16 protein-coding genes are annotated in these 13,581 nt (G+C 58.1%); 9 read left to right on the top strand and 7 right to left on the bottom strand.

Features of this window, described 5'->3' with window-relative positions; genetic code table 11:
- Positions 1-190 precede the first annotated feature (190 nt).
- From JAO32_RS12740 to JAO32_RS12730, 3 genes are read left to right on the top strand one after another with little or no spacing between them, the layout of a single operon-like run.
- Entirely contained in the window at positions 191-1,168 is a 978-nt protein-coding gene (locus JAO32_RS12740) for an MBL fold metallo-hydrolase (protein ID WP_334240935.1), read from the top strand.
- Positions 1,169-1,201: 33 nt separating this feature from the next.
- Positions 1,202-1,636 carry a type II toxin-antitoxin system RelE/ParE family toxin gene (locus JAO32_RS12735; RefSeq protein ID WP_334240934.1) on the top strand — a complete coding sequence of 145 codons (435 nt, stop codon included), beginning with the start codon at positions 1,202-1,204 and terminating at the stop codon, positions 1,634-1,636.
- Positions 1,617-1,934 (top strand): helix-turn-helix domain-containing protein, encoded by a 318-nt coding sequence (locus JAO32_RS12730; RefSeq protein ID WP_334240932.1) that lies wholly within the window; start codon positions 1,617-1,619, stop codon positions 1,932-1,934. Before JAO32_RS12735 ends, JAO32_RS12730 begins: the two co-directional genes overlap by 20 nt.
- An 11-nt stretch (positions 1,935-1,945) precedes the next feature.
- Here the strand turns inward: JAO32_RS12730 and JAO32_RS12725 are convergent, their stop codons facing one another.
- The 5 genes from JAO32_RS12725 to JAO32_RS12705 all read right to left on the bottom strand — a co-directional run bounded on the left by JAO32_RS12725 (position 1,946) and on the right by JAO32_RS12705 (position 5,110).
- A complete protein-coding gene (locus tag JAO32_RS12725) occupies positions 1,946-2,242 on the bottom strand; it encodes a DUF167 domain-containing protein (protein ID WP_334240930.1) in 297 nt (98 codons plus the stop codon).
- Positions 2,239-2,577, bottom strand: coding sequence for a hypothetical protein (locus JAO32_RS12720; RefSeq protein ID WP_334240928.1), 339 nt, complete (start codon positions 2,575-2,577; stop codon positions 2,239-2,241). The genes JAO32_RS12725 and JAO32_RS12720 overlap by 4 nt, the downstream gene beginning before the upstream one ends.
- Before the next feature lie 276 nt (positions 2,578-2,853).
- Positions 2,854-3,585: a YggS family pyridoxal phosphate-dependent enzyme gene (locus tag JAO32_RS12715; RefSeq protein ID WP_334240926.1), complete on the bottom strand. Its 732-nt coding sequence runs from the start codon at positions 3,583-3,585 to the stop codon at positions 2,854-2,856.
- A 9-nt stretch (positions 3,586-3,594) separates the two neighbouring features.
- Entirely contained in the window at positions 3,595-4,683 is a 1,089-nt protein-coding gene (gene ruvB / locus JAO32_RS12710) for a Holliday junction branch migration DNA helicase RuvB (protein WP_334240923.1), read from the bottom strand.
- Between the two features lie 55 nt (positions 4,684-4,738).
- Positions 4,739-5,110 carry an energy transducer TonB gene (locus JAO32_RS12705; RefSeq protein ID WP_334240922.1) on the bottom strand — a complete coding sequence of 124 codons (372 nt, stop codon included), beginning with the start codon at positions 5,108-5,110 and terminating at the stop codon, positions 4,739-4,741.
- A 52-nt stretch (positions 5,111-5,162) separates the two neighbouring features.
- On the opposite strand from JAO32_RS12705, the gene JAO32_RS12700 reads away from it, so the two are divergent.
- Positions 5,163-6,074 (top strand): EamA family transporter, encoded by a 912-nt coding sequence (locus JAO32_RS12700; protein WP_334240921.1) that lies wholly within the window; start codon positions 5,163-5,165, stop codon positions 6,072-6,074.
- Here the strand turns inward: JAO32_RS12700 and JAO32_RS12695 are convergent.
- Together JAO32_RS12695 and JAO32_RS12690 are read right to left on the bottom strand one after the other, a co-directional pair.
- Complete coding sequence (locus JAO32_RS12695) at positions 6,071-7,399, bottom strand: flavin monoamine oxidase family protein (protein WP_334240918.1); 1,329 nt, start codon at positions 7,397-7,399, stop codon at positions 6,071-6,073. The two genes, JAO32_RS12700 and JAO32_RS12695, sit on opposite strands and share 4 nt — an antisense overlap.
- The gene (locus tag JAO32_RS12690; RefSeq protein ID WP_334240915.1) at positions 7,396-8,811 is read right to left on the bottom strand and encodes a CCA tRNA nucleotidyltransferase; all 1,416 of its coding nucleotides are present in this window, start codon (positions 8,809-8,811) and stop codon (positions 7,396-7,398) included. Before JAO32_RS12690 ends, JAO32_RS12695 begins: the two co-directional genes overlap by 4 nt.
- 85 nt (positions 8,812-8,896) lie before the next feature.
- On the opposite strand from JAO32_RS12690, the gene JAO32_RS12685 reads away from it, so the two are divergent.
- From JAO32_RS12685 to JAO32_RS12665, 5 genes are all read left to right on the top strand, one after another.
- Complete coding sequence (locus JAO32_RS12685; RefSeq protein WP_334240913.1) at positions 8,897-9,946, top strand: AI-2E family transporter; 1,050 nt, start codon at positions 8,897-8,899, stop codon at positions 9,944-9,946.
- Between the two features lie 168 nt (positions 9,947-10,114).
- A complete protein-coding gene (gene tsaD / locus JAO32_RS12680) occupies positions 10,115-11,239 on the top strand; it encodes a tRNA (adenosine(37)-N6)-threonylcarbamoyltransferase complex transferase subunit TsaD (RefSeq protein ID WP_334240937.1) in 1,125 nt (374 codons plus the stop codon).
- A gap of 80 nt (positions 11,240-11,319) precedes the next feature.
- Entirely contained in the window at positions 11,320-12,807 is a 1,488-nt protein-coding gene (cysS, locus tag JAO32_RS12675) for a cysteine--tRNA ligase (protein ID WP_334240912.1), read from the top strand.
- A gap of 126 nt (positions 12,808-12,933) precedes the next feature.
- The gene (locus tag JAO32_RS12670; RefSeq protein ID WP_334240910.1) at positions 12,934-13,191 is read left to right on the top strand and encodes a hypothetical protein; all 258 of its coding nucleotides are present in this window, start codon (positions 12,934-12,936) and stop codon (positions 13,189-13,191) included.
- A gap of 21 nt (positions 13,192-13,212) precedes the next feature.
- The gene (locus JAO32_RS12665) at positions 13,213-13,545 is read left to right on the top strand and encodes a cell division protein ZapA (RefSeq protein ID WP_334240908.1); all 333 of its coding nucleotides are present in this window, start codon (positions 13,213-13,215) and stop codon (positions 13,543-13,545) included.
- Positions 13,546-13,581: the final 36 nt, after the last annotated feature.

Here is a 13,581-nt window from a genome sequence, read left to right as displayed (position 1 = left end):
CCACCACCAGCAGGATGTAATGGGCGTGCGTGGACAGCATTGTGGGCATCATTTCCATTTTACCGAGCGGTTTGCGGCATTCCCGGAAGCTGGTTCATAGGTTGAGAGGAAAGCAGGTCCTTCGACTTCGCTTCGCTCAGGATGACGGACTTTGTCCGTTGGAGCTTCGCTTGTCAGAGCTGGGCTTGGCATGCTTCGCATCGTTATTCGGCCCGGAACATCCAATATGACCGTGAGCAAAGTTCAGGATCATCCGTCTGTTTTACGTAAACTGCGGCAGCTCTGGAATGTTGTTCGTGAGAGCCACCGCCAACCGATGCTGGGCAAACCGAATCCGCCGAAACTGGTGGACCCGGAAGAGCTTGGCGTTACCTTCATTGGGCATTCTTCGTTCCTTATCCAGATTGCTGGCCGCAATGTGCTGGTGGATCCCGTGTTTGCAACGCGGTTGATTCTGCTGCGTCGTGCGCGGCTGCCGGGGGTGGAGATTGCGCATCTGCCACCGATTGATGCAGTTCTGCTGACGCATGCGCATATGGATCATTTGAATCTGCCGTCGTTGCGGAGGATTGTTCGTCATGCGAAGAAGCTGACGGGCGTGGCGCCGGAGGCGATTGTGCCTCGCGGGGTAAGCGATCTTGTGGCCAAGGTTGGGTTTCGCAAGGTGACGGAGCTGGAGTGGTGGGAGAATGCGTCGCTTGAGGGCGGCGATGTCATGGTGACGATGACGCCAGCGAAGCATTGGGGCGCGCGCATGTTCAGCGATACGCACCGGCTGTTTGGTGGGTATGTGATTGAGGGTGCGGGACACAGCGTGTATCACTCAGGTGACACGGCTTACTTCAACGGCTTCCGAGAGATTGGGCGCAGGCTACAGCCGGAGATTGCGTTGCTGCCGATTGGCGCTTACTACCCGGATAGCTATCGCGCGGTGCATACTTCGCCGGAAGAGGGATTGCAGGCGTTTCTTGATCTGGAATCTGCAACGACGATGATACCGATGCACTACGGGACGTTTCCGCTGGGCAAGGAGCCGATGGATGAGCCTCCGGTGCGGTTGATGACTGCGGCGAAGAAGCTTGGTGTGGCGGATCGTGTGGATGTGATGGGCGAGGGCGAGACGTTTGTGGTGAAGGTGAACGAAACCCAGCCATCTATGGCACGCTGATAAGCAGAAGCATCTCTGGCACTGAGTGCTATAGTGGTTCCGGTGAGACCGGTACCCGTGAAATCTGTTTCGGTCTACAAGAGCAAGTCTTTCGCTCGTTTTCAGAAACGTGCGAAGCTGACGGATCGTGATCTTTGGATGGCTGTTCAGGCAGCCGAAAACGGTTTGATTGATGCTGACCTTGGCGGTGGCGTGATCAAGCAGAGAATTGCAAGGGCTGGGCAAGGGAAATCCGGCGGATCGCGTTCGATTGTTTTGTTTCGCAAGGGAAACCGCGCAGTTTATGTATATGGCTTTGAAAAGAAGGATCGGCCCAATATCAGGCCTGAAGAAGTAGAAGCCTTTAAAGAACTTGCCGCAGTGGTTCTGGGATATACCGATGCGGAGATGTTTGATCGAGTGAACGATGGCGCCCTGATTGCCGTAGCAGGACCGGGAGAGGAGAGCGATGGCAAAAAAATATCGTAGCAATGCGATGGCCGCGATCCACGAGACCGCTACAGACCTGCACCGCGCGGGCGGCATGGATCAAAAAACGATGCGCAAGTTCGATGCGCTTTGCCTGACGCCGATTGAAGAGATGACGCCGGCGCGCATTCGTGCCATTCGCAAAAAGGAGCAGGCAAGTCAGACTGTCTTTGCTGCGTATCTGAATGTGACACCGAGCCTGGTGAGCAAGTGGGAGCGTGGCGAGAAGCGTCCCCAGGGGGCTTCTTTGAAGTTGCTTTCTCTGGTTGCGAAGAATGGGCTGGAGATGGTCGCCTAAAAGAAGATCTTCTAAACGGCCGCGGCGGGCGAGAGCCTTGCCGCGGCTTCCTCATTTGTGATGCCGAGAACGTGGATCACTTTGGAGCGCGACGTGAGGCCCGATGCGATGGCGATGCTGGCCTTGGGGACTTTGAGCGCTGTGGCGAGATAGCGGATGAGAGCTTCGTTGGCTTTGCCATCGACGGCGGGGGCGTTCAGGGCGATCTTGATGGCGTCGCCATAAAGACCGATGACGCCTTCGCGTGATGCACCGGGCTGCACGCGGACTGCGAAGCTTACACCGCCGTCGATGTTGCGGATGTTCATTGTCCTTCGCCAGACAGCTTTAATTTTTCAACGTCTGCAAGATCAATGAATCGACCGGATGCTTCTTTGTTGCGTATGAGGTCTTCTTTGGAAATTACATGAACTGTGAGGTCTGTATCCGCCATACGGTCTACGCGGTGCTGCCACGCTTCTTCAAATGCAATGCCCGGAATGTCCTGTAGGACATCCACGCGGGCAGGTGGCATACCTATCTGGAATACGGTTTCAGGGTGTTCATTGAAATCACTTGGCGAAATACCTGACAACGGTGCGCCGAAGTCTTGCAAGGCGGAAAACACAGCTTTTGCATTGGCTTCGTCAGAGCGGATCCACACATCCAGATCTTTCGTTCCGCGTGGTTCGGAATGAAGCCTACGGCGTGTCCACCGACAACGAGATATTCAACTCCATGATCGTTGAATGCGCGTAAGAGATCTTTCTGATCCTTCAGCATCCAGGTTCACACCCTTCCATGCGTATGCTTCACGGACGATTTCCGCGACGGCCTCCATTCGCTCATAGTCAGGTCTGCTTTGCCAATAGCGGAGTGTTTCCATGAGCTGGCTCTTTGCATCGGTGACCTTGCGAATCGTGCGATCCATGCGGATATTTTACTCTTCGTCGTCTTCGCGGTACTTGGTGCGGGTGCCGAAGATGGCTGAGCCTACGCGGACGCAGGTGGAGCCTTCTTCAATGGCTACTGCGAAGTCGTGCGACATGCCCATGGAGAGTTCGGGGAGCGAGAGGCCTTCGATGGTGGCAACGGCTTCGTCGCGGAGTTCGCGCAGACGGCGGAAGTAGGGACGTGCGCCTTCGGGATCGTCGGTGTAAGGCGGCACCATCATCAGGCCGCGGACTTCGAGGCCGTCCATCTCTTCAAGGATGTTGCGGAGCAGGCCGGGGAGTGCGTATTCGCCGATGCCGTGCTTGGTTTCCTCTTCAGAGAGTTTTACTTCGACGAGGATGGGAAGGACTTTGCCCACCTGTTCGCAGACGTCGTTGAGGCGTCGCGCGACTTTTACGCTGTCCACGGAGTCGACGGCGCTGAAGACCCATGCGGCTTTGCTGGTCTTGTTGGATTGCAGGTTGCCGATGAGGTGCATCTCAAGCTGGCCCACGTCTTCGCCCAGGATGGTGTGGAGTTGCTGCTGCTTGTGTTCCCATTCTTGCAGGCGGTTTTCACCGAAGAGGCGCTGACCTGCGCGGAAGGCTTCTGCAACGACGTCGGGACCCCAGGTTTTCGAGACGGCCATGAGCTTCACGTCGGCGGGGTTACGGTTGGACTTGGCGCAGGCGGCTGCGATTTCCGCGCGTACCTGCTCTAAATTTTCTGCAATCGACATACATCCAGCTTAGTCGAACAGGGTTGGCTTATCGAATTGATTTGCCTTGGTGGGCACGGGGTAGCCGAAGTGCTCGTAGGCGCGGCGTGTGGCGACACGGCCGCGGGGGGTGCGGTCGAGGAAGCCGATCTGCATGAGGAAGGGCTCGTAGACTTCTTCGAGCGCGTCTTCTTCTTCAGCAAGTGCGGCTGCGAGTGTGTTCAAGCCGACGGGGCCACCGTCGTACTTTTCGATGATGGTGCGAAGGAGACGGCGGTCGAGTTCGTCGAAGCCGTGGGGGTCGACTTCAAGCATTTGCAGTGCTGCCTGTGCGGTCTTTTGGTCGATGACGCCGTTGGCGCGCACCTGTGCGTAATCACGTACGCGGCGGAGCAGACGGTTGGCAATACGCGGAGTGCCGCGTGAACGCATGGCGATTTCGGCTGCGCCGTCTGCGTCGATCTGTACCCCGAGGACTTCTGCGCTGCGTTCCACGATGAAGCGGAGGTCGTCGTCGTTGTAGAACTCGAGCCGCAGCAGGATGCCGAAGCGCGAACGCAGTGGTGACGAAAGCAGGCCGGGCCGCGTGGTGGCAGCGACGAAAGTGAAGGGACGAATCTCCATCACGTGGGTGCGCGCTGCGGGGCCCTGGCCGATGATGATGTCGAGCTTGTAATCCTCGAGCGCGGTGTAGAGCTTTTCTTCCAGCACTGGTTGCAGGCGATGGATTTCGTCGAGGAAGAGCACCTGCTTTTCGCGCAGGTTGGTGAGGATGGCGGTGAGGTCGCCCTGGATTTGCAGGGCGGGGCCGCTGGTCTGCTGGAAGCCCACGTTCAACTCGTTCGCGATGATGGTGGCGAGCGTGGTTTTGCCGAGACCGGGAGGGCCGTAGAGCAGAACGTGATCGAGGGCTTCGCCGCGTGATTTGGCGGCTTCGAGCGCGATGGCGAGTTGCTCTTTGGCCTTGTGCTGGCCGATGAATTCGCCAAGGCGGTTGGGGCGCAGCTTGAGTTCGAAGGCTGCGTCTTCGCCCATGCTGATGGCGCTGACGAGGCGCTCCGCGTCCGCGGAGGGAGTGGAGCGATTCAGGTCAAAGCGCTTTTTATTGAGGAAGTCCATCGTTCAGGTCGCTAAGGCGATGGTACGGCGAAGATGGCTGCGAGGCAATGCGTAGCTACTCTGAGGTGCTGGCATAGAGGTCGTGAAACTTGAAGATGATGGCGCTGCGGACGGTGGACGCTTTGCCATCTACTTCCACGGGAGAGAAAGTCCATTGTTTGGCGGCATCGATGGCGTTGCTGCGAAGCATCTCCGGGCCGCTGATCAGGACGTATTTCGTCACCTTGCCGGTTTCATCCAACTCGACGCCTACCACTACGTCGCCGGTGATATGTGCTGCTTTTGCAATGGCTGGGTATAGGGCTTTTTCCTGATGGGTGGCGTGTTCCATGAGAGCTTTCACGGGAACCGTGGGTGGTTGTGTCTGGGCGATGGCAGGACTGGCAAGGAGGCCAATGAGAACAAGTTGTACAAGGGACGTGCGCATGGCAGAGATGATATCCGATGTGCTTTTGTTGATAGCCTGAAGATGCCCTCCTATGAGTGAACTGACTGCAACGCGGCATCGCTGGCTGGTGATTGCCGCATTTCTATGCGTTTACTTTTTCTGGGGATCGACGTTTGTTGCGATTCGCGTGGGTGTGCAGTCGCTTTCGCCTGCTTTTGTTTCGGGATTTCGTTACTGCGCGGCTGGCGTGATTATGCTGACGGTGCTGGCGCTGCGTGGTGTGCGGATTGTGCTGCCACGTGCGGAGTTTCAGCGTGCGCTGCTGCTGGGCGTGGTGATGCTGACGGGCAATAACGTGATGATCAGTTGGGCAGAGCAATCGCTGTCTGCCGGGTTGGCTGCGTTGTTGGCTGCGGCTATCCCCTTAATGATTGCGCTGGCGGAGACGTTTATTCCTGGCGGCACGCCGTTGAATCGCATGGGATGGTTTGGCACGGTCATCGGCTTTGTTGGTCTGATTGTTTTGCTGGCTCCGTTGTTGGGAGGCGGTGTTGGTTCTGCTTCGACAGGCGTTGTGATCATGCTGGTGGCGGATTTGCTGTGGGTGGTGGGTTCGCTTTATTCGGGACGCAAGTCTTCGCAGGTTGATCCGTTGCTGAGCGCGGGTTGGCAGATGCTGCTGGGTGGTACGTTGAGCATCGTTTTGGGATCAGCATTGGGCGGATGGCAGAGTGCACATTGGAATAAGAGCGCGCTGTTGGCGGTGTTGTGGCTGATCGTGTTTGGATCGCTGGTGGGCTACACCGCGTACATGTGGCTGTTGCATCATGTGCCGGTGGCGAAGGTGGCCACGTATGCGTATGTCAATCCGATTGTCAGTGTGGCACTGAGTTCGCTGTTGCTGCATGAGTCGCTGCATGGATCGCAGTGGATTGCGATGGCGATCATTCTGGCTTCTGTCGCGTTGGTGACTGCGAGTAAGGCAAAGCCCAAGGCGGCTTAGTGCAAATCCAAAAGCTGCTGCGCAGCACGGATGCCGCTACGCAATGCGCCGTGAACTGTGCCCCAATGGCCCGTGGTGTCTGTGTGTTCGCCTGCGAAGAAGAGTGTGTTCTCGACGGGATGCGTCATCTTTTCTGAAGCGTCTACTGCACCTGTGGGAACCCATGAATAGGCTCCACCAAAGAGCGGATCGTGGCTCCAATCATGGCGATGGTGCGATACAAGTTCTTCGAGTATCTGCTGTTTTGGAACGCCGAAGATGCGAGAGAGGTCATGGCATGCGGCTTCGGCAATTTCTTCGTCGCTTTTGGGGGCGAAAGCTTCGGCGGGTGGGCCGCCGGCCCATGCTGTGAGTACAGGGGCGAGCGAGGGATAGCCTGTCCAGAAAACGCGAAAGTTCAGATCGCTGCGTTGGCGTTCGGGAAGGATGAACGAGAGTTTTTGTAATGCCTTTTTCTGCAGGTGATCGAGTTGTGCCCACCAGCGGTTGCGGAAGACCAGGTTCATGCGGAGGACGGGGCCTATCGCCATGCGGCTGGCTTGCAGCAGAATGTTTGCTGGTGCCGGGTGGAATGTGACGCTTGTCGATTGCAGGACGCCGAGTGGCAGAGTGATGATGGCGGTGTCTGCGTGCAGGGATTCGCCTGAGTGCAGATGGATGTCCACCGATCCGCGTGACCATGTGATGGATTTCACTTGTGACTGCAGACGGAGCGTGCCGCCCAGACGAGTGAAGCGTGCAGCTAGTTCTTCGGGCAGGCGGTGGTAGCCGCCTTTGACGTGGTGCAGGGCGTCGCCGTCGATGCTGTCTTCCGCGTGTTGCTGAATGGCGAGTGAGCGCACGGAGATGCGCGCGGCGTCGGCAGCGTTGAAGCCTTCGACGTAGGCTCGTGCGCCGGAGCGAATGCCAGGTGCGATGTTTTCGCGTTCGCACCATGCGTCGAATGTGAGGTCTTCTGCCGGATGTTTTTCGCTCCACTCCGTCATGCGTTCGAGGACGTTGAAGGGTGAGTCTTCGTCGCTGTGTGAGCCTTCATCTTGTGGATGGAGCGAGTCGTCGCTGCAATCGTAGTTGAAGTTTTCGCCTTCAAGTTCGTAGGTTTCGAGGTTGAGGTCTTCCAGCAGCGCGAGAAGTTCCGGTGGCTTGCCGTGTATGAATTCGGCACCGAGTTCGATGAAGTCGCCGTCCTGTTGCACCGTGCGGATGCGGCCGCCAACGCGGCCCTGCGCTTCGAGCAGCGTTACTTGCAGGTTGCTGCTGGCGCGCAGTTTTACTGCGGCCATCAGGCCTGCGACTCCTCCACCGATGACGATGATGTGTTTCAACGGGCTGTCTCCACGGGCGATTTTGCCAGCAGGTCGCGCAATAGATTGATGGCTTCTTCGCGTGTGTGGATGGCTCCGTCGAGTTGCGCGTCTTCCAGGTCCTGCAGCAGTTGCTTGAAGCGTGGTCCGGGCTTTAAGCCTGCTTCGATGAGATCGCGACCGGTGAGTAGCAGCGTGGGTTTGTAAACTTCTTCGGGCGCTTTCTCGAATTCTTCTTTTGCGTAGTGATAGAGGTCCAGCAGGTTGTGCGAACTGGTGACGTCAAGCTTGTGAAGTGCCAGATGCTCGGGGAAATCCTGTAGACGGAAGAAGCGTTTGAGTGTGCTCTGCTTCATGTGTTTTACGTCGCCGAAGCGCATGTGATTGGCGACGAGCGAGACGACCTGATCGATATCTGCGGAAGAAAAACGCAGGCGATTCATGATGGCGCGGGTCATGGTGGCGCCGACTTCCGCGTGACCGTTGAAGCGTATGCGCGGCTTTGCATCGGCAGGATCGGGTGCGCGGAAGGTGGGTGGCTTGCCTACGTCGTGCAGCAGTGCGCCCCATGCCAGAGTGCCCTTTACATTTGCGGGAAGTTGATCGAGCAGCATGAGCGTGTGAATCCACACGTCGCCTTCGGGGTGCCATTCGGGCGGCTGTTCCACGCCTTTCATGGCGGCGACTTCGGGGAGTACGTGTTGCAGAAGGCCGGTCTCGTCGAGCAGTTCGAAGGCGCGTTTTGCATGGCCTTCCGTGAGCATCTTTGTCAGCTCGTCGCGGATGCGTTCGTTGCTGACTTGCGCAATGGTGGCGGCTTGTTGCTGGATGGCGCGCATGGTTTGCTCTTCCATCGCGAAATCAAAGCGTGCGGCGAAACGGACAGCGCGCAACATGCGGAGCTTGTCTTCTTCGAATCGCTTTTGAGGATCACCAATGGCACGCACGATGCCTGCCTGCAGATCCTGCTGGCCGTTGACGAAGTCGAGTAGTTTTTCCTGGATGTTGTCTTCGGTGAGGCCGATGGGGTCGAGCAGCATGCCGTTGATGGTGAAGTCGCGGCGCTTTACATCGTCTTCCGGTTTTTCGGCGTACTCCACTTCGACGGGGCGGCGGCCGTCGACGTATTCGCCGTCGCAGCGGAAGGTGGCGACTTCCGTCTGCACTTCGCAGCCTTCGTCCTTGTTGGCGCTGCATACGATGACCACGCCAAAGTGTGCGCCCACGCTGAAGGTGCGGTCGAAGCCCATCATCACGGTTTCCGGGCGGGCGTTGGTGGCTACGTCGTAGTCCTTGGGGGCGATGCCCATGAGTAGGTCACGGACACATCCGCCTGCGAAATAGGCGTGGAAGCCGCGTTCGCGCAGTTCTTCCACGATGTGCAGTGCAGCTTGAAATGCCGGTATTGCCTTTGCGTCTTCCAGTGCGCTCATCACTCTCTAGGATGCTCCTTTCGTGTGAGGATGTCTTTGCGGCAGCAGTGGTGAGGAAATCTGCATCAGAGTGTGTGAAGAACGCATGAGCCATTTCACGACGGAACCGGGATCAGGGTATGTGCAGTGGAGAACTGCGGCGCTGTTTGCACTGACGCTGCTATGCGTCGTGGCAACGCTGCTGTTTGCGCATACGCTGATGTTTCCCATCATTGGCGCGATTACGCTGGCTGTGGTTACGCAGCCATTGTCTGCGTGGCTGCGCAGACGATGGTCGCCTACGCTGGCGGGAATTGCGATGGTGGTGCTGGTCAGCGTGGTGTTATTTGCGCCGATGTATCTGCTGATTAAGCATCTGGTGGTGCAGGCGATTGCGCTGGCTCGCTACGTGGAGTCGGGCGGCGTGGACGATTTTCTTGCAGAGCTTGCAGTGAAGCATCCGAAGCTGGGCGATGCGGTGCAGAATGCGATTGCGCAGTTTGCTCCGGGGATGTCAGGCCGCGCGATTGCAGGATGGTCTGCGCCGAAGCTGGGGCAGGCATTTGGTGCGATGGTTCACGGCATTGTGAGCATTGTGCTGCTGCTGTTTTTCTACTTCTTCCTGGTGCGGGACGAGGCCGTGGCACTGCGTGCGTGGGAGTCGGTGTTGCCGCTTCGCACGGATGAGTCGTTTGATTTCAGTCGGAAGCTGCGCGACATTATCGAGGCGATCTTCGCGGGGCGTTTGCTGATTGCGATGTTGCAGGGAGTGGCTTCCGGCGTGGCGTATTGGCTGGTGGGTGTGCCGGGCGCGCTGCTGTGGGGATTTGTCACGTTTGTTTGCTGTTTGATTCCGGCGTTTGGCGCGTTTCTGGCCTGGGTGCCGATTTGTTTGTACGTGGGATTGGTGCTGAGTTGGACGAAGTGCCTGATCCTGGCGATCTGGTGCAGCGCTGTGGTGTCCACCATGGATAACTTTCTTTACCCGGTGTTTGTGGGGAAGAAGACGGATCTGCATACCGGTGTGATTTTTGTGGCCATCTTTGGCGGGTTGGCTTTCTTTGGGATTAGCGGGTTCATCCTGGGGCCGGTTCTGGTGGCGTCCGCGATTTTGCTGTTGCAGATATGGAAGTTGCGGCTGGCGGAGGCGGGATAGAGCTTCCCGAGGAATCGTAGTGAGGGAAAGGAATGCAGGTCCTTCGGCTTCACTTCGTTTCGCTCAGGATGACGGTCTTCGAATCGTATGAGCGGCTTTGCCGCTGGCCCACGTCTCAAAAGCGAGACGTGGGGCACCCCGGTGTTTGTGTCCCGGTACGATAGAGAGATGGGCAATGGCCTGATTTTAGGGATTGAAAGCTCCTGCGACGAGACTGCGGCGGCGGTGGTGCGTGCGGGCAGCGATGTGCTGTCGAACGTGGTGGCGACACAGATGCAGATGCACGCGCTGTATGGCGGCGTGGTGCCGGAGCTGGCCAGTCGAGAACATCTGCGGAATATTGTGCCGGTGGTGCGGGAGTCGCTGCGGCAGGCTGGCATTGAAGCGAAGGATGTGGATGCGGTTGCCGTGACGGCAGGGCCGGGGCTGGCGGGGGCGCTGCTGGTGGGGATTTCGTATGCCAAGGCGTATGCGTATGCGCTAGGAAAGCCGCTGATTGCGGTGAACCATCTGGAAGGGCATATTCATGCGGTACTGATGGAAGGTAGCGAGTCAGCGGGCTCTATGGAGTCAGAGGGTTCTACGCTGGCCTTGGTGGTTAGTGGTGGGCATACGCATCTTTATCTTGCTTCTCTTGATCAAGGCATCTGGTCGTATCGCAATGTTGGGCGGACGGTGGATGATGCAGCCGGTGAGGCGTATGACAAGGTGGCGAAGCTGCTGGGGTTGGGATATCCCGGTGGGCCGTGGGTTGATCGGCTGAGTGCGTTTGGGAATCCGAAGGCGGTGCCGTTCCGGTTTGTGGAGATCAATCGCGGGACGGTGGATGAGCCTTCGTTTGATTTTTCGTTCAGCGGGATCAAGACGGCCGTGCTGCGGTACATCGAGACGCATGGGATGAAGGCGGCGATTGAGGAGCGGCGCACTGCGCTGGAAAAGATGGCTTCGCCGACGCTGGAGGATGTTCATGCGCTTTGCGATGCGGAGACGCTGGACCTGATCGCGAGTTTTCAAGCGGCGGTGGTGGGAAACCTGATCCGGCAGACGATGGCGGCAGCGCAGCATTTTGACGTGAAACGGATTGTGGTGAGCGGCGGTGTGGCGGCGAATCGTGAGTTGCGCTCGCGGTTTGAGACGGAGGCAGGAAAGCGCGGTTTGACGGTGCGTTTTCCCGCTGCGGCGATGTCCACGGACAATGCGGCGATGATTGCGGCGGCGGCGTGGCCGAAGTTCGCACAGGGGGAGTTTGCCGGACCCGCTTTGAATGCCACGCCACAGCTTCGTCTTGGGTAGAATCAAGAACGACGGAATGCGGCGGCGGGGCGGTGGCCCGGGCGCGCTCGCAAGTCCCGGAAGGCACGCGAACCCGCCGGATGCCCATCGAACTCTTTAATACTCTTGGCAGCCGCGTGGAGCCGCTGACTGCGTCGCGGGACAACACGCTGCGCATGTACTGCTGCGGCCCCACCGTGTATGACTACGGCCACATTGGCAACTTCCGCACATTCCTGCACGTGGATGTGCTGCGTCGCGCAGCGCGGCTGAATGGCTTTGCACTGAAGCACGTGATGAACATCACGGATGTGGACGACAAGATCATCCGCAATGCTGGCGCTGCGGGCATGTCCATTGCCGATTACACGGCGAAGTACGAGAAGGCTTTCTTTGAGGACATGGACGCGCTGGGCGTGGAGCGTCCGGAGATTGTGGCGCATGCGACGGAGAGCATTCCGGAGATGGTGGCGCTGGTGGAACAGCTTGCCAGCGAAGACATTGCGTACAAGACCGATGATGGTTCGTGGTACTTCCGCATTGCGAAGTTTCCGGATTACGGGAAGCTGAGCGGCAAGGACCTGGAAGGTATTGAAGACGGCGCGCGCGTGGACGTGGACGAGTACGAGAAGGATGCCGCGCGCGACTTTGCCCTGTGGAAGGCAACAAAGCCCGGCGAGGCATCGTGGCAGACAGAGATTGGTGAAGGGCGGCCGGGCTGGCACATTGAGTGCTCGGCGATGGCGCTGAAGCACCTGGGGCCGAACTTTGACGTTCATGCCGGTGGCGAGGATCTGACGTTTCCGCACCACGAAAACGAAATTGCGCAGAGTGAATGCGCCACGCATCAGCCGTTTGCGCGGCACTGGTTCCATGTGCGTTTTCTGCTCGTCGAGGGCAAGAAGATGTCCAAGAGCGAGGGCAACTTCTTCACGCTGCGCGATTTGTTGCTGAAGGGATATCGCGCGTCGGCGATTCGTTTCCTGCTGATCAGCGTGCCGTATCGCAACCAGATGAACTTCACGTTTGAAGGGCTGACGGAGAGCGCGAATGCGATTGAGCGTCTGCGGACGTTCGTGCGCAGGCTGGATGCCGCGGTGAAGAATCCCGCGTTGCCTGAGGCTGCGAATGAGGAGTTGCTGGCGCTGACCGTGGCAAAGCGCGACGCGTTTCATGCGGCGTTGCAGAACGATCTGAATACCGCGGAGGCTCGCGCTGCCGTATTTGACATGGTGCGGGCGGCGAATATCACGCTGGATAACGGCACGTTTGGCCGTGGCAACGTGGATGCAGTGCAGAAGCTGTTGAATGACTTCGACGCTGTGTTCGATGTGTTGACGGATCGCGATGCCGCCGTCAGCAAGGCTGCCGTGGAGTGGGCGAAGGCAGAGGGCCGCACGGACATTGCGACCGAGTTGCTGCAGGCGCAGAGCATCACGGACGAAGAAATTGAGGCGCTGATTGCGGAGCGTACCGATGCGCGCAAGAAGCGGAATTTTGCTCGTGGGGATGCCATTCGCAACGAGTTGCTGGAGAAGGGCATCGTTATTGAGGACGGCAAAGACGGCGTTACGTGGAAGCGTAAGTAGTGTCGTGAAGCGGCGGGGGGAGCCGAAGAAGATACCCCCAATGCGATTTGCTATTCGGCATTCACAAATCACCAACCTATACTCGCGGAAGCGAGCAATCTATTTCGCAGAGGAGTACCGGATTTTATGGCCACCACCACCATCAGCGTTGACGAGTTTCAGGCGCTAGAACAGCGCGTCCTACGCACCGTGGAGCTGATCCGGTCAGAGCGCGAGGCACGCGCCACGGCTGAGGCTGAGATTGTGGCGTTAAAGGAATTGCTGGACACGGCTTCTGCGGAGAATTCGCAGCTTACCGCAGAACTTTCTTCGTTGAAGAGTGAGCGCGAGCAGGTGAAGGGTCGCGTGGACGCGATGCTGAAGCAGCTTGACGAACTGGTCTAACTGAAGAAAAGAAGAGAAGGCATGCAGAATTCCGTCCCCCAGTCCGTAACGGTTGCCATCTACGACCAGAACTATCATCTGCGCGGCATTGACCCGCAGCACATTGAAACGCTGGCGCAGCTTGTAGACAGCAAGATGCGTGCGGTGTCGTCGCAGGGCGCTACCGTGGATTCATTGCGTGTGGCGGTGCTGGCGGCGTTGAACATTGCGGATGAGTTGATGGAGCTGCGCGAGCGGCACCGGGAATTGCTGGATTCGCTGGATCATGCAGAGACAGCAAACCGGCATCGGGCGCATTCGCTGGCATCCATGCTGGATGAAGCTTTGCGCGATGAGTATCGTGTGGCTGTTTAGTTTCTTCGCAAAGTGATGAAAAGAGGTCCGGCTTCG

The organism is Terriglobus sp. ADX1, from assembly GCF_036877645.1.
In the GTDB taxonomy this organism is placed as follows: Bacteria; Acidobacteriota; Terriglobia; order Terriglobales; family Acidobacteriaceae; genus Terriglobus.
Note: the sequence above shows the minus strand (reverse complement) of the source record. Positions and strands in the feature narration are given on the sequence as shown.